At 62.6% G+C, this 14,696-nt stretch carries 18 protein-coding genes; 5 read left to right on the top strand and 13 right to left on the bottom strand.

What is annotated here, in order from left to right; genetic code table 11:
- Nucleotides 1-65: 65 nt before the first annotated feature.
- Both AC1Y2B_RS08160 and AC1Y2B_RS08155 read right to left on the bottom strand, forming a co-directional pair.
- Nucleotides 66-353, bottom strand: coding sequence for an HU family DNA-binding protein (locus AC1Y2B_RS08160; protein ID WP_482252578.1), 288 nt, complete (start codon nucleotides 351-353; stop codon nucleotides 66-68).
- A gap of 130 nt (nucleotides 354-483) precedes the next feature.
- Nucleotides 484-1,956 carry an AMP nucleosidase gene (locus tag AC1Y2B_RS08155; RefSeq protein WP_482252577.1) on the bottom strand — a complete coding sequence of 491 codons (1,473 nt, stop codon included), beginning with the start codon at nucleotides 1,954-1,956 and terminating at the stop codon, nucleotides 484-486.
- 122 nt (nucleotides 1,957-2,078) lie between these two features.
- On the opposite strand from AC1Y2B_RS08155, the gene AC1Y2B_RS08150 reads away from it, so the two are divergent.
- Nucleotides 2,079-2,927 (top strand): SDR family oxidoreductase, encoded by an 849-nt coding sequence (locus tag AC1Y2B_RS08150; RefSeq protein WP_482252576.1) that lies wholly within the window; start codon nucleotides 2,079-2,081, stop codon nucleotides 2,925-2,927.
- A gap of 81 nt (nucleotides 2,928-3,008) precedes the next feature.
- Here the strand turns inward: AC1Y2B_RS08150 and AC1Y2B_RS08145 are convergent, their stop codons facing one another.
- From AC1Y2B_RS08145 to AC1Y2B_RS08135, 3 genes are all read right to left on the bottom strand, one after another.
- On the bottom strand, nucleotides 3,009-3,476 hold the full coding sequence (locus AC1Y2B_RS08145) for a hypothetical protein (RefSeq protein ID WP_482252575.1): 468 nt from the start codon (nucleotides 3,474-3,476) through the stop codon (nucleotides 3,009-3,011).
- A 176-nt stretch (nucleotides 3,477-3,652) separates the two neighbouring features.
- Entirely contained in the window at nucleotides 3,653-4,018 is a 366-nt protein-coding gene (locus tag AC1Y2B_RS08140) for a histidine triad nucleotide-binding protein (protein ID WP_482252574.1), read from the bottom strand.
- A 4-nt stretch (nucleotides 4,019-4,022) separates the two neighbouring features.
- On the bottom strand, nucleotides 4,023-5,600 hold the full coding sequence (locus AC1Y2B_RS08135) for a DUF5928 domain-containing protein (protein WP_482252573.1): 1,578 nt from the start codon (nucleotides 5,598-5,600) through the stop codon (nucleotides 4,023-4,025).
- A 163-nt stretch (nucleotides 5,601-5,763) separates the two neighbouring features.
- On the opposite strand from AC1Y2B_RS08135, the gene AC1Y2B_RS08130 reads away from it, so the two are divergent.
- A complete protein-coding gene (locus tag AC1Y2B_RS08130) occupies nucleotides 5,764-6,582 on the top strand; it encodes a sulfotransferase family protein (protein WP_482252572.1) in 819 nt (272 codons plus the stop codon).
- Nucleotides 6,583-6,630: 48 nt separating this feature from the next.
- Here the strand turns inward: AC1Y2B_RS08130 and AC1Y2B_RS08125 are convergent, their stop codons facing one another.
- The gene (locus AC1Y2B_RS08125) at nucleotides 6,631-7,614 is read right to left on the bottom strand and encodes an adenosine kinase (protein WP_482252571.1); all 984 of its coding nucleotides are present in this window, start codon (nucleotides 7,612-7,614) and stop codon (nucleotides 6,631-6,633) included.
- The gene (nth, locus tag AC1Y2B_RS08120) at nucleotides 7,611-8,252 is read right to left on the bottom strand and encodes an endonuclease III (protein ID WP_482252570.1); all 642 of its coding nucleotides are present in this window, start codon (nucleotides 8,250-8,252) and stop codon (nucleotides 7,611-7,613) included. Before nth ends, AC1Y2B_RS08125 begins: the two co-directional genes overlap by 4 nt.
- Before the next feature lie 102 nt (nucleotides 8,253-8,354).
- Between nth and AC1Y2B_RS08115 the strand changes: the two genes are divergently transcribed.
- Both AC1Y2B_RS08115 and AC1Y2B_RS08110 read left to right on the top strand, forming a co-directional pair.
- Nucleotides 8,355-9,185 carry a methylated-DNA--[protein]-cysteine S-methyltransferase gene (locus tag AC1Y2B_RS08115; protein WP_482252569.1) on the top strand — a complete coding sequence of 277 codons (831 nt, stop codon included), beginning with the start codon at nucleotides 8,355-8,357 and terminating at the stop codon, nucleotides 9,183-9,185.
- 121 nt (nucleotides 9,186-9,306) lie between these two features.
- A complete protein-coding gene (locus tag AC1Y2B_RS08110) occupies nucleotides 9,307-9,963 on the top strand; it encodes a YiaD family glycine zipper/OmpA-like lipoprotein (protein WP_482252568.1) in 657 nt (218 codons plus the stop codon).
- A 67-nt stretch (nucleotides 9,964-10,030) separates the two neighbouring features.
- On the opposite strand, the gene AC1Y2B_RS08105 is transcribed toward AC1Y2B_RS08110, so the two are convergent.
- The 5 genes from AC1Y2B_RS08105 to AC1Y2B_RS08085 all read right to left on the bottom strand — a co-directional run bounded on the left by AC1Y2B_RS08105 (nucleotide 10,031) and on the right by AC1Y2B_RS08085 (nucleotide 12,574).
- Nucleotides 10,031-10,594 carry a F0F1 ATP synthase subunit B family protein gene (locus AC1Y2B_RS08105; RefSeq protein WP_482252633.1) on the bottom strand — a complete coding sequence of 188 codons (564 nt, stop codon included), beginning with the start codon at nucleotides 10,592-10,594 and terminating at the stop codon, nucleotides 10,031-10,033.
- 16 nt (nucleotides 10,595-10,610) lie between these two features.
- A complete protein-coding gene (locus AC1Y2B_RS08100) occupies nucleotides 10,611-11,147 on the bottom strand; it encodes a F0F1 ATP synthase subunit B' (protein ID WP_482252567.1) in 537 nt (178 codons plus the stop codon).
- 72 nt (nucleotides 11,148-11,219) lie between these two features.
- Entirely contained in the window at nucleotides 11,220-11,465 is a 246-nt protein-coding gene (locus AC1Y2B_RS08095) for a F0F1 ATP synthase subunit C (RefSeq protein ID WP_482252566.1), read from the bottom strand.
- Nucleotides 11,466-11,501: 36 nt separating this feature from the next.
- Entirely contained in the window at nucleotides 11,502-12,245 is a 744-nt protein-coding gene (locus AC1Y2B_RS08090; protein WP_482252565.1) for a F0F1 ATP synthase subunit A, read from the bottom strand.
- 2 nt (nucleotides 12,246-12,247) lie between these two features.
- A complete protein-coding gene (locus AC1Y2B_RS08085) occupies nucleotides 12,248-12,574 on the bottom strand; it encodes an AtpZ/AtpI family protein (RefSeq protein WP_482252564.1) in 327 nt (108 codons plus the stop codon).
- Between the two features lie 212 nt (nucleotides 12,575-12,786).
- On the opposite strand from AC1Y2B_RS08085, the gene AC1Y2B_RS08080 reads away from it, so the two are divergent.
- Nucleotides 12,787-13,122 (top strand): ArsR/SmtB family transcription factor, encoded by a 336-nt coding sequence (locus tag AC1Y2B_RS08080; RefSeq protein ID WP_482252563.1) that lies wholly within the window; start codon nucleotides 12,787-12,789, stop codon nucleotides 13,120-13,122.
- Nucleotides 13,123-13,178: 56 nt separating this feature from the next.
- Here AC1Y2B_RS08080 and AC1Y2B_RS08075 read toward each other — a convergent pair whose 3' ends face one another.
- A complete protein-coding gene (locus tag AC1Y2B_RS08075) occupies nucleotides 13,179-14,681 on the bottom strand; it encodes a malonate--CoA ligase (RefSeq protein ID WP_482252562.1) in 1,503 nt (500 codons plus the stop codon).
- Nucleotides 14,682-14,696: the final 15 nt, after the last annotated feature.

The raw sequence follows: 14,696 nt of genomic DNA, 5'->3' as shown, positions 1-14,696 counted from the left end.
GGCAGTCTCCAAAACAAAGGGTCGCCCGGCAGGTGCGGGCGACCCCTGCGGATGTTCGGTCAGACTCAGGCGTTGACGCTGTCTTTCAGCGACTTGGCGATGGCGAATTTGACTTGCTTATCGGCGGCCTTGGTCACTTGTTCGCCCGTGGCGGGGTTGCGAACCTGACGCTCGGGGCGGGCCTTGCAGACCATCTTGCCAAGGCCGGGAAGGGTCACGGCGCCACCGGCGGCGACTTCGCGGGCCACGACGGCGGCGATCGCGTCGAGGGCTGTGCCAGCGGTCTTCTTGTCAGAGCCCATGGCGTCGGCCAGAGCGGCCAGCAGTTGCGTCTTGGTCATCGGTTTGGTCATCTTGAGTGTCCCTTGGTCTGATCCCGGTTCCGGGTATTGGTTCAAACGCCGTCAACGGCTGTGGCGCTGGCTACACAGGTTTTTGACCGTCAAGGCAAGCATTTTTGCAATCGGTGAGCGAAAACTACCCCTAAAGAAAGGCTGTTTCGTCAAAACTGCGCAGTTTGCGGCTGTGAATGCGGCCAAGCGGCATTTCCCGCAAACGCTCCATCGCGCGGATGCCGACCTGCAGGTGGCGGGAGACTTGGGTCTTGTAGAAGTCTGACGCCATGCCCGGCAGTTTCAACTCGCCATGCAGCGGCTTGTCACTGACGCAAAGAAGCGTGCCGTATGGCACGCGGAACCGAAAGCCGTTGGCGGCAATGGTGGCGGATTCCATGTCCAGCGCAATAGCGCGGGATTGCGACAGGCGGCGGACCGGGCCGGACTGGTCGCGCAGTTCCCAATTGCGGTTGTCGATGGTGGCGACGGTGCCGGTGCGCATGATGCGTTTGAGTTCATAGCCGTCGAGCTGCGTGACCTCGGCCACGGCGTCTTGCAGGGCGATCTGAATCTCGGCCAGGGCGGGGATCGGCACCCAGATCGGCAGGTCGTCGTCCAGCACGTGATCCTCGCGCAGATAGGCGTGGGCGAGGCAGAAATCGCCCAGTGACTGTGAATTGCGCAGGCCGGCGCAGTGGCCCAGCATCAGCCAGGCATGCGGGCGCAGGACGGCGATGTGGTCGGTGGCGGTCTTGGCGTTTGACGGGCCGACGCCGATGTTGACGAGGGTGATGCCGTTCCCGTCCGCCCGCTTCAGGTGATAGGTCGGCATCTGGGGCGTTTTGGACGAGGGCGTCAGAACGCCATCGCCGGTGGTGATGGAGGAATTGCCGCCCGCCACGAACTCGGTATAGCCAAGCGCCGGATTTGACAGCGCGGCGCGGGCCATGAATTCGAATTCGTCGACGTAGAACTGGTAGTTGGTGAACAGGACATAGTTCTGGAAGTGGATCGCATCGGTCGCGGTGTAGTGGCTGAGGCGGGCCAGAGAATAGTCCACCCGCTGCGCGGTGAAGGGGGCGAGGGGGTAAGAGCCATCGGAATTGCGGGTGCGCTGGCCATTGACGATGTCATCGTTGGTGGTCGACAGGTCCGGCACGTCGAACACGTTGCGCAGGGTGAAGTCCAGCACGCCTTGGTGCGGCACGGTCATGTCGGGGTTGCCTGCGACGGCAAAGTGCAGCGGGATCGGCGTATCCGACAGGCCTATCTGAACCGACACACCGTGGTTTTCCATCAACAGGCTGATCTGCTGGATCAGGTAGTTGCGGAACAGGTCGGGTCGGGTCACGGTGGTGGCATAGGTGCCGGGGTGCGAGACATGGCCGAAGGACAGGCGGCTGTCGATCTTGTCATGGCTGGTGACGGTCAGGCGGATTTCCGGGTAGTAGGCGCGGACGCGGGCCTGGGGTTTGCCATGGGTGACAGCATGGGAAAAGGCCTGACCCAGAAACACGGTCGCCTGCGTATAAAGCGCCTCAAGCTGGGCCACGGCGGCGGCGGCATCGGTGAAGAGCACAGGCTCGACGGCGGGCGGGGTCAGGAAAAGGTCATCATGCATCACGGGCGTCCCCTCAATTTGATCGGGCATGTAAGAGGCTTGGACGGCCATAAGCAAGTGAACTTCTTATGAAGACGCTGCAACGGCTTGCAGGTCTGCGCGGGCAAGGGGATAAAAGGGCCATGAAAACGCTTCTTTCCATCGGCCATGGCTATTCGGCGCAGGCGCTGGCCCGCAGGCTTCTGCCTTTGGGTTGGCGGATCATCGGCACCACGCGCAGCGAAGCCGGGGCCGCCGCCCTGCGCGCCACGGGGGTGGAGGCGCTGGTCTGGCCCGGGGCAGATCTTCGCCCGGCGCTGGCGCAGGCGACGCATCTGCTGACCTCGGTCGCGCCGGGTGAGGCGGATCCGGTGCTGGCTGCCATGGGAGCCGAGATTGCGGCCGCGTCGCTGGACTGGGTGGGGTATCTCTCCACCACGGCCGTCTATGGCCACCACAATGGCGACTGGGTGGATGAGACGACACCATTGGCCCCCACCACGGCGCGGGGTGCTGCGCGCGCCCGGGCCGAGGCGGATTGGGCGGCGCTTGGCCTGCCTTTGCACATCTTCCGGTTGGCGGGCATCTACGGGCCGGGGCGCGGCCCGTTCGAGAAGGTGCGCGACGGATCAGCCCGGCGTATTCACAAGCCGGGTCAGGTGTTTTCCCGCATCCATGTCGAGGATATCGCCAATGTGCTGCAGGCGGCGATCGCGCGCCCGCATCCGGGCATTTACAACGTCTGCGATGACGATCCGGCCAGCCCCGAGGATATTCTGGGCTTGGCCGCGACCCTGCTGAACCTGCCCGAACCACCGATGGTGCCCTACGAAGAGGCCGAGATGTCGCCGATGGCGCGGTCGTTCTATGCGGAAAACAAACGTGTGCGGAATGATCGGATCAAGTCGGTGCTGGGCGTATCGCTGCTGTATCCGACCTACCGCGAGGGTCTGAGCGCCATTCTGGCGGCAGAGGGCAATCCGGCGCCCTGATCGCAGCGGACCGAAGGGATGGCGTTGCACGGCAACGCCATCCAGTCTGAACGCGCCCGGGAGGCCGGGCGCCTTCGCAGCTTATTTCATCTTCAGGGCGTCAACGACCAGCACATCCGGGTGGGCGGTGCAGGAAACGCCAGCGGCCTTGGACACATCAGCATCCGACATGGCCATGATGGAAGCATCATCCTTCAGAACGATCTTCATCGAGATGCCGGCTGCCAGCATCGCGTCGGGTCCCATCGCCAGCATGTCCTTGCAGGTCAGGGTGCCCGGATCGGTGGCCATCATCGAGGTCTTCATGGCTTCCATCACGGTGCCTTCCGGATGGGCGGTGCAGGCCGCGCCAGCGGCGGTTGTGACATCAACGTCGGCCATCGCGGCGACTTTGGCATCGTCCTTCATGGCACCTTTGAGCGCGGTGCCCGTGTCTGCCATGCCCTTGGCATCCATGGCCATCATGTCCTTGCAGGTCACGGTGGCCGGATCGGCGGCAAACACGGGGGCGGCGAGCAGGGCGAAGACGGCTGCGAGAATCAGTTTCATGGTTGAGTACTCCTCGGCGCGACCCGACACGGGTGCGCTGACCGGGGCGTAGCCGGATTATCGCGTTCGATTCGTTGCACAGAGCAGTGCGCACGAAAAATTGCGCTGGTCTGAGGGCGGGCTTGCAGAATAAGGCGGTTGTCTGCCGATGCTGTCAGGTCAGCCAGCTGGGCGGCCTAGTGGCCCAGCATCCGGCCCATGACCTTGCCTCCCAGAATGTGCAGGTGGTAGTGCGGTACTTCCTGCAGGCCATTGGCGCCGGCGTTGGTGATGGCGCGGTAGCCGCCTTCGGTGGCGCCCACCATGGCGCAGACCGAGGCTGCGGTCCGGTGAAAATCGGTCAGCTCCTCGGAACTTGCCTCGGCGGCGAAATGGTCAAAGGTGACGTAGGGGCCCTTGGGGATCACCAGCACATGGATCGGCGCCTGCGGATGGATGTCGTGGAAGGCCAGCGTGTGGGCGGTTTCCAGCACGGTCTTGTTGGGAATCTCGCCGCGCAGGATGCGGGCAAAGATGTTGGTCGGGTCGTAGGTGTAAGCCATCGGATCAGTCCACGAATAGGTAATGGGTTGCCGCAATCTCGCGCGCCTGTTGCGGAGCAATATCAAGGAATTCCGCCAGAGGCATGGCATTTTCATCAACCGAGGCGCTTTGGCGCAACTGGTGAAAGCCGCTGAAGGCAGCGTCGCGGATTCGATCGGATTCAAAGCGCACGTCAAAGCGGATGGTCGGCAGCAGGCGGTCGATCACCTCACGCGGGGTGTGGTCGGCGGCAAGGCCGACGCGCTTGGCATGGCCGATCAGATAGTCATCCGTGAACTCGCATTCGATTTCCAGCAGGCGGACCGTGGCCTTGTCATTGTAGAAATCCTGCATCAGGTCGGTGTTGGCCGGGTCGATGCAGATCACCAGCACATCGCTTTGCCAGTAATCGAACAGCATCCGCACCAGCGCCCGTCGGTGGCGGGTGCGTTTTTCCAGCGTGGTTTGGATGCCGCCCAGATCAGGCAGCGGTGTAGACGCCTCGTTGAAGACATAGTCCACCGCCGGCAGGTTGGTGACCTGACGGATCCGGTCAACCAGACGCTTGGCGACGTGCCATTTCTTGCAGGTGACGATCAGCAGGGTGCGGTCGCGCCCGATCGAGCTTTCCGTCTCCCAGAAACGGGGGGCGAAGCGGCGGCCGATGCGGCCCCGCCCCACGAGGAAGTTGAACAGCGTGCGCCCCTCGTTCGAGATGCCGAACCTGACGCCCCTGGCGGCGTAAAGTTTGCCCAACCGTTCTTTCAGGACCTTGGCGTCGGGGCTGATCTTGCGGGCAAAAAGGTAATCCTGGCTGAGCAGCAGGTCATAATGATCGTTGTAGAACGACACCGGCAGGCCATAGTCGGTGAACATCAGGAAGGTCAGGGTGCGGGTCTTGATCTGATGTTCAGGGACAAGATGGCGGACAAGGGTCTGAAAGAAGGTCTCGTCGGGAATCCAGGTGGTGCGGAAAAAGCGCATCACGTCGCCCCGCGCCTTGCAGAAGGTCAAGACCATCTCGACCGTGCGGCGGCGCAGGCACCACCACTGGCTGCCGATCATCATCTGCAGATCATGCGGCACCTTGCGCGACAGCTTCAGCCGCTTCTGCCAGTCCAGCGCGGTGTAGAACAGCCGCTTCTGGGTGCGTTCGTTGAACCAGTGGCGATAGATCAGACGTTCTTCGCGGATGCCGGTCTTGATCCAGTCCGAGGTCAGGAAATCGAAGCTTTCGATATAGTCGCAGTCGGTGGCATCCAGAAAATCATGGGCATATTCCGCCGTCTTGATTGGCATGCAATCGCCTGACAGCATGTAGAAATGCGTGGCGCGGGGGAATGCCTCGACTGCCGAGGCGACGGCGTTGAGGGTGGCTTGCACAAGGCTCCACTCTCCCCAGCCGCATTTGGCCCGTTTGGCGGCGAAGGTCACCGCAGGATTGGCGACCAGGGCGGCGCGGATGCGGTCATAATCGTCACGGCGGGCGCGGGCGTCAAAGTGGATCGCAATGTAGTCCCCCGCCGCCGTCAGCCGCTCGGCCTGGGCGATGATCCCTTCGGGATCCTTGTGACACAGCAGGATGTAGGCGATCTTTGCCATATGGGAAACAATCCGGAGGTCGGGCCGTGCGGTCGTCTTTGCCTGTGTTGCCCTAAATACCTTTATCGTGGATTGAAATGACAGGGTTTCTTTGCTCTTTTCGCCCTAGAATTTCCATGGTTCTGCGCCAAAAGGTGGCAAACCGCCAAGGAGGCTGCACCATATGGGTTTTCCCGGCACCTGGATGACCGAAAGTGAAAGCGTCGTGTACCGCGTGGTGCCGAAATGCGCCTGCTCGACCATCGGCCAGATCATGTTCTACGCCGATCATGGCAGGTTCTTCGATGGCGACATCCATGATGCGACCACGGGCCTGCACAAATGGGCGCTGGAGGCGAGCCAGCCGGTGATTGAAAGGGTCGTGAAGGCGCGCAAGACCTATGCTTTCACCTGTGTCCGCAACCCCTACACCCGGATTCTGTCCAGCTTCTTTGACAAGGTCTGCGGCATCCAACGCAACGGCAAGCGCTATCGCGGCAACATGGTGCCGATGCTGGTGCAGAAATACGGCGTCGAGGTGGGCGGTGACGATGGCAAGCAAGAGTTCGACCAGATCGCCGCCTTCCGCCGCTTTCTGCTGTTCGCCCGGGATACCATTCGCTTCAAGAAGCCGATGGAGCCGGACATTCACTGGTCCGCGATGGCGGGCCATATCTCGACCTTCATCGTGAATGGCGGGCGGTACAACCGGATCATCTTCACCGAAAAGTTTGACCAAGGCATGGCCGAAGTGGTGGCGAAGATGAAGCCGCGCCATGCCATCGACCTGAAAACCATCCCGCGCTTCAACGAGAGCGAGGGTCACGGGCCGAAGCGGGCGCATCCGGTCGAAAACTATTTCGACGACCTGTCGCGCCACCTGATGTGGGAAATCTACAAGCGGGATTTCCAGCTGTTCCGATATGACTTCGATAACCCGGCCAACAAGATGCCGCTGGCAGAGGTCGATCTGGACGAAGTGCACGCCAAACTGGGCGAATAGGGCGCTTGTCCGGCCCCCGGCCCGGCCATGGGCCGGGCCGGGGCGGCGTCAGATGAGGCCTTCCTTGCGGAACAGGGCTTTGAGGTCGGCTTCGGGGCGGGCACCGTAGTGCGAGATGACCTCGGCGGCGGCAACGCATCCCATGCGGCCGCAAGTGAACAGGCTTTGGCCGGTGGCGATGCCGTAGAGAAAACCTGCGGCGAACTGGTCGCCGGCGCCGGTGGCATCGACCGGGACGATGCGGTGAACGGAGACCACGGCCTGTTCGTCACCGCGACAGATGATGACCTCGTGGCCCGAACGGGTGCAGGCGATCATGCCAGCGTCCCGGGAGGCTTGCTCCAAGGCGGAGGAGAGGTCGGTCTGGTAGAGCGAAGACCATTCGTGTTCGTTGCCGATCACGTAGTCGAGGTCTTTGACCAGACGGCGGAAGTCATCGCGGTGGCGGTCGACGCAGAAAGGGTCGGACAGGGCGATGCCGGCCTTGCCGCCCGAGGCCTGGCAGAGCTTGGCGGCGCGTTCGAACGCTTGTTTGCCCTTGGGCTTGTCGTAGAGATAGCCTTCGAGGAAGAGCAATTGAGTGGCACCGGCAACGTCATCCGAGACGTCTTGCGGCCCGAGTTCGGAGGAGATGCCAAGATAGGTGTTCATGCTCCGCTCGCCATCCGGCGCCACGAAGATCATCGAGCGGGAGGTGGGAAGTTCACCGCCTGGCACCGGCGGGTTCACGAAATCAGTGCCGTTTTCGGCCATATGGGCCGCGTAGAACCGCCCCAGCGCGTCGTCATGGACGCGGCCGATGAAGGCGGTGGTGAGGCCGAGATTGCCCAAGCCTGCGAGGGTGTTGGCGACGGAGCCTCCGGGCGCTTGCACGCGGTCTTTCATGGAACCGTAGAGCATCTCGCCCCGGTCTTTCTCGACCAGTTGCATGATGCCCTTCTGGATGCCCATCAGTTCAAGGAAGGTATCGTCAGCGGCGGAGAAGACATCGACGATGGCATTGCCGATGCCGACGACGTGGAATTTCTTCATGATTTATCCTCAAACAGACAGAAGTCGCGGATCAGGCAGATGCCGCATTTGGGGGAGCGGGCGGTGCAGATGTAGCGGCCGTGCAGGATCAGCCAATGGTGGGCGTGTTTCTGGAATTCGACGGGAATGTTGTCTTCGATGGCGCGTTCGACCGCCAGTTCGTCTTTTCCCGGGGCGATGCCGGTGCGGTTTCCGACGCGGTAAAGATGGGTGTCAACGGCCTGGGCGGGGTGGTGGAACCACATGTTCAGCACCACATTGGCCGTCTTGCGGCCCACGCCCGGCAGGCGCTGCAGGGCGGCGCGAGAGGACGGGACCTGGCCGTCGTAGTCGTCCAGCAGCATCTGGGACAGGCGAATGACGTTTTTCGCCTTGTTGCGATAAAGCCCGATGGTCTTGATATGGTCGATCAGGGCCTCTTCGCCCAAGGCCAGCATCTTTTGCGGCGTATCGGCGATCTGGAACAGCGCCTTGGTGGCCTTGTTCACGCCCACATCGGTGGCCTGGGCGGAAAGTGCTACGGCCACCAGAAGGGTGAAGGCGTTGGTGTGGTGAAGCTCGCCCTCGGGCGTGGGGTTCACGGCCTGAAAGGTCTGAAAGATGCGCTGCAGCGTGGCATAGGGCAGTTGTGCGGTCATGGGGGCGATATGCCTTGGCGCGGGCCTTGGGGCAAGCATTTGCGCAGGTTTCGGGTGTTTTCGGGGGGCATTCGACCTTAGGTTGGGCATAGGGAGGCGAGCATGAGCGAAGAATCTTACCACTATGCGGTGATTGCGCGGGCATTGCGCGAGATTGACGAGGCGGGGCCGGGCCTGACGTTGGAGGCTTTGGCGCGCCGGATGGGGATGAGTGCGGCGCATTTTCAGCGGGTCTTCTCGGCCTGGGTCGGTGTGTCGCCCAAGCGGTATCAGCAGTATCTGACGCTGGACCATGCCAAGGGGCTGCTGGCCGAGCGGTTCACCGTGCTGGAGACGGCGCTGGCCACCGGGCTTTCGGGGCCGTCGCGCCTGCATGATCTGTTCCTGACCTGGGAGGCGATGTCGCCGGGGGATTATGCCAAGGGGGGGGAGGGGCTGACGATCTATTGGGGGTGGTTTGACAGCCCCTTTGGTCCGGCGATTGTCATGGGAACCGAGCGTGGCCTGTGTGGCATGGGATTTGCCGCGGATATGGGGGAAGCCGCGGCGCTGGAAGACTTGGTAAGACGCTGGCCGCGTGCCCGTTTTGTCGAGGACCCGATGATGCTGCGGCCTTGGGTTCTGTCCGCGCTGGGGGGCGCTGCGGCGCCGCTGTATCTGATCGGCGCCCCGTTCCAGATCAAGGTGTGGGAGGCTTTGCTGCGCATCCCTTCGGGTCAAGTCACGACCTATTCGGAACTGGCCGGAGCCGTTGGTCTGCCCAAGGCGGTGCGGGCGGTGGGCACGGCCGTAGGACGCAATCCGATCAGCCTGCTGATTCCCTGCCACCGGGCTTTGCGGAAATCGGGGGGCTTGGGCGGTTATCACTGGGGCTTGCCGGTCAAGCGGGCGATCCTGGCCTGGGAGGCAGCGCGGAAGGATGCCGCCGCTTGACGGTGTTGTGATGGGCTGAAAGCCGCGCAGCGCCGGGGCTGTCTGTGACCACGCCCGCTGCAGTGGTATAACAGGCGTCAGGGTCGGAACGACGGCCCAATCATATCGAGGCAGCACAAACATGAACTTCAAACCCTTTGTAACCCTTTCGGTGATCGCGACCCTTGGCCTTGCAGGCTGTGAAAGCGGCACGGCGCGGCTTCAGGATCCCAACTCTCGCGCCAGAAACGGTGCCGTGACCGGCGCTGTGGGTGGCGCGCTGCTGAGCGGGCTCTTCTCGAATCACAACCATGGGCAGGCGATGCTGCGCGGCGCGCTGGTCGGCGGGCTGTTGGGCGGCGGTATTGGTGCAGGCCTTGACGCGCAGGCGGCGGATATGCGGGCGCGCTTGGGCAACCCCAATGTGACCGTGACCAATATGGGCGATTACCTTCTGGTCAATCTGCCCGATGACGTGCTGTTCGCCAGTGGCAGCGCCACCCTGCGGCCGGATCTGCAGGGCGAGATCAGCTCGATTGCGGCGAACCTTGTCACCTATTCGGACAGCACCATCGAAGTCGTGGGTCATACTGACAACGTCGGCGCTGCCGCGATGAACATGGACCTGTCGCAACGCCGTGCCTCTTCGGTGGCGGGCATCCTGATCAGCTCTGGCGTGCCGGCCGGTCGGATCAGCACCTATGGCAAGGGCGAGGACGCGCCGATCGCCTCGAACCTGACCGATGCGGGCCGTGCGCAGAACCGTCGGGTCGAAATTCTGGTGCGTCCGAACCGCTGAGGTTTGTGATCCCGAAATGCAAAAGGCCCGGAGGAAACCTCCGGGCCTTTTGTCAATGTAGGGTGGATCAGTGCAGCTTGGCGGCCACTTGCGCAATCGACGCGTCGATGGCGGCAGCGGCTTGGTCTGCCGTCATCTGACGCTTCAGCACGTCCGCAGCCACGGCCACGGACACCGAAATCGCCTGATCGCGCACGGCACGTTCGGCGGCTTTCACCGTTGATTCCAACTGCTCCTCAGCCGCAGCCAGACGGCGTGCAATGGAGGCCTGCAGGTCAAGCTTGGCCTGAGATGCTGCGGCTTGCGCTTCGGTCTTGGCCGTCGCGACGATGCGGGCGGATTGTTCCTGCACCTCGCGCTGCTTGGCTTCGTAGGATGCCAGCAGAGCCTTGGCCTCTTCGCGCAGCATGCGGGCTTCGTCGAGCGTGTTCTTGATGCCCTGAGCGCGATCATCCAGCAGGTTGCCGACCTTTTTGGGCACGCCCATGTAGATCAACAGGCCGATGAAGGCGATGAAGGCGATGCCCACAACGAACTCGTTGTTGCGCAGCGAGAAGAACGGGCCTTCCTCGGCGGCGAAAGCCGGGGCTGCGGTCAGGATCAGGGCGGCTGACGTCGACAGCTTTTGCATGAAGGTCTTCATGAGCTTACCCTTTCAACCGGGCGGCCACGGCCGCCTCGATGGCACCGGCATCCGCGTTTCCGCCCAAAGCCTGCACCAACGCGCCGGCCGTGTCGCGGGCCACTTCGCCCACGGCTTGCACCGCACCGGCACGAATCTCGGCGATGCGCTTTTCGCTTTCGGCGGCCTTTGCGCCGATCTGCACATCGGCAGCGGCCATCGCGGCGTCGAGGTCCTTCTGGATCTCGGCCTTGGTGGCGGCGATGATCTTGGCCGCTTCAACCCGCGCCTGTTCCAGTGCAAGGTTATAGGCCTTCTCGGCCGCCTTGGCCTTGGATTTCAGCTCTTCCGCAGCGGCAAGATCGTTGCCAATCGTGCCTTTGCGCTCGGCCAGAACGGCTGCGATGCGCGGCATCGCGATCTTGGTCAGCACGATATAGAGGATGACCAGTGCCACCACGAGCCAGAAGATCTGGTTCGGCCAGGTGGCGAAATTCAGTTGCGGCATGCCCTTTTGGGAAGCCTCACCCGCAGCACCAGCCACGGTATCCGTCGTTGCCATTTCTGCCTCCGTGGATGGAACTGGGCCGGACAGGGTTTACCCTATCCGGCCAGAGAACTAACCCGGAAAGGATCAGACTGCGAACATCAGCAGCAGGGCGATGAGGAACGAGAAGATCCCCAGAGCTTCTGCGAAGGCGATGCCGACGAACAGGTTGGCCATCTGACCCGGAGCGGCCGAGGGGTTGCGCAGGGCGCCGGACAGGAAGTTGCCCGCAATGGTGCCCACGCCGATGCCAGCGCCGCCGAGACCGATGGTGGCCAGGCCAGCGCCGATGTATTTGCCCATGAGCGCGAATTGTACGAGATCGCCAGTCATTGGAAAGCTCCTTCAGAGTTCAGGTTATAAGGTTGATTAGTGGTGGGCTTCGCCAACGGCGTCGCGCAGATAGACGCAGGTCAGGATCGTGAAGACGTAAGCCTGCACGACAGCAACCAGCAGTTCGAGACCGTAGATCGCGGCAATTGCCGCAATCGGAACGATGGAGGCAATCCCCATGACGCCCGCGAAACCCGCGAACACTTTCATCACGGCGTGACCGGCCATGATGTTGCCGCCCAGACGAATGGAGTGCGACAGGGGACGAACGAAGTACGAGATCATCTCGATCAGGGCGAGGATCGGACGCAGAACTAGAGGTGCCGAGGAGACCCAGAACATGCCCAGAAAGCCGATGCCCTTTTTGTAGAACCCGACCAGCGTGACGGTCAGGAACACCATCAGCGCCAGAACGGCGGTAACGGCTATGTGCGACGTCGGGGCGAACGCGCCCGGGATCAGCCCCAGCAGGTTCGAGGTCACGATGAAGGTGAAGATCACCATCAGATAGGGGAAGAACTTTGCCCCTTCATGGCCGGTTACTTCTTCCACCATGTTGTGGATGAAGGTGTAAAGAAGCTCGGTGATCGATTGGGTGCGGCCCGGAATGACGGCGCGCCGCGAGGAGCCCACGATCATCAAGAGCGAAATCACCAGAACGGCGATCCCCAGCCAGAGGGTCTGGTTGGTGGGGGTGTACCACGTCAGTTTGTCGCCGCCAAACAGCGGGACAATCTGGAACTGGTGCATCGGGTCGATCACAAGCCCTTGTTCTGCCACGTTCAATCCCTCTCGTCTGTCGCGGACTTTGCCGCGTCTTTTGCCATCTGCTTCGCCGTGCCCAGCATCACCCGGATGCCAGCGCCGAAGCCCAGCAAGGCAAAGATGATCAGAAGGAGCGGGCGCGTTCCGAACAGAACATCCAGCCCGTAGCCAATCGCCAGCCCCAGGACCATGCCCGTCACCAGCTCGACCACCATCCTCCAGGCCACCTCGCCTTGCGAGAAAACCACGCCTGTGTCAGCGCGCTTGACCGGATCCTTGCCCCTCAGCTTTTCGATGCGCTTCTCCAGCGCAGCCAAACGTTCGGGGTCAGAATCCTGCTTCATCACACCTCTGCACAGTCGCCGCATCTCTAGGGAGAGGGGGCTTCCGAGTCAAGCAAGGATAATTGGCGGTTAATCCGGTTTAATGTGTTGATTTTAAATGTCTTTGCAAATCGCCAAGTCCGACTGTGTTTGTGGCCGCCGGGCGATTTTGGCCGCCGGACATATTCAACCAACCGGTTGACCTTGCTCCGGGCCGCCCCGATACTGCGCACATGACCACCGATCTGGACCTTGCCTTTGCCGCCCTCGCCGACCCGACCCGCCGGGCGATCCTGTCAATGCTGCTGGAGGATGACATGGCGGTGACGGATGTGGCCGAACCCTTCCAGATGTCGCTGGCCGCGATTTCCAAGCACCTGTCGATCCTCGCCGATGCCGGGCTGATCAGCCAGGAAAAGCGGGGAAGGGTGAAATGGTGCAAGCTGGAACCTGACGCCCTGCGCGCCGCGTCGGTCTGGATGCAGGGCTTCGGGCAGTTTGATCCGGTGGATCTCGACGATTTTGAACGCTTCCTCGAGGGTGAACTCAAGGATGACGACACCGACTGACCCTCTTCATTCAGGTCCAAATATCCCGGGGGTGCGGGGGCTGGCCCCCGCTTTGGTCAGATCCTGAACCAATCGGCATAGGTCTTGCGCAACTCTGCCTTCTGCACCTTGCCCATGGTGTTGCGTGGCAGTTCCGGCAGGACGACGGCCGCTTTTGGTTGCTTGAAGCGGGCCAGCTTATCGCGCAACCCTTCCAGAACGGCGGACGTGTCCACTGTCTCACCCTTCTGCGCCACCAGCACGGCAAATACCGCCTCGCCGAAGTCCGGATGGGGCAGGCCGATGACCGCGCTTTCCAGGACGCCGGGCGCTTCGTCCAGCACCATCTCGATTTCGATCGGATAGATGTTGAAGCCGCCCGAGATGACCAGATCCTTCGCCCGCCCCACGATCTGCACATAGCCGCCGGCATCCCGCTGGCCCAGATCGCCGGTGATGAACCAGCCATCGTCGCGCAATTCCTCCCGGGTCTTTTCGGGCATTTGCCAGTAGCCGGCAAAGACGTTCGGGCCGCGCACTTCGATGACGCCCACCTCGCCCTGCGCAACCTCATGTCCCTCGGCCATGATGCGCAACTCGACCCCGGGCAGGGGGAAGCCCACGGTTCCTGCGCGGCGTTCGCCGTCATAGGGGTTGGACGTGTTCATGTTGGTTTCCGTCATCCCGTAGCGTTCCAGAATGCGGTGGCCGGTGCGGTCTTCGAACTGGCGGTGGGTTTCGGCCAGCAAGGGGGCAGAGCCTGATACGAACAGGCGCATGTGAGCGGTCAGGGCGCGGTCAAAGCGCGCATCGTCCAGCAGCCGGGTGTAGAAGGTCGGAACGCCCATCAGGGCGGTGGCCTTGGGCAACAGGCGCAGCATGGTTTCAAGTTCAAAGCCGGGCAGGAAGATCATCTGCCCACCGGTCAGCAGGCTGACGTTGGAGGCGACGAACAGGCCGTGCGTGTGGAAGATCGGCAGGGCATGCAGCAGCACATCCGACGCGGTAAAGCGCCACAGGTCGGCGAGGGTGCGGGCGTTCGACAACAGGTTGGCATGGGTCAGCATCGCGCCCTTGGAACGGCCCGTGGTGCCCGATGTGTAAAGGATCGCGGCAAGGTCGGATGGCGCGCGGTCTTCCGGCGCAAACCCGGCAGCGGCGGCGGATAGATCTGCGCCGAAGCTGCCTCCGGCCTTGGCGTCGAGCGTTTTCAACGTGGTCTGGCTGGCCACGGCGGCAAGCGAGGCGGCCTTGGCAGGTTCGCACAGGAACAGGCGCGGGGTTGCGTTGTCGAGGAAATAGGCGACTTCAGGCGGCGTATAGGCCGTGTTCAGTGGCAGGAAGACCGCCCCGATCGCGACAGTGGCGGCATAGATGGCCAAAGCTTCCGGCGATTTGGCGATTTGCACGGCAACGCGGTCACCGGGCTGCACACCATGGGCGCGCAAGGCGTTGGCCGCGCGGGCGATCAGGCCGTGGAAGGCGCTGCCGGTGACCTCGGACCCATCGGGCAGGATCAGAAGCCGGCTGTCACGGGTTGCAAGCGGGGCGAACAGCGCGTCGTAAAGCGGGTTTGGCATGGGGCACCTCTGGGC

It is taken from the genome of Stagnihabitans sp. (assembly GCF_964946895.1).
This window is presented reverse-complemented; position numbering and strand designations above follow the sequence as displayed.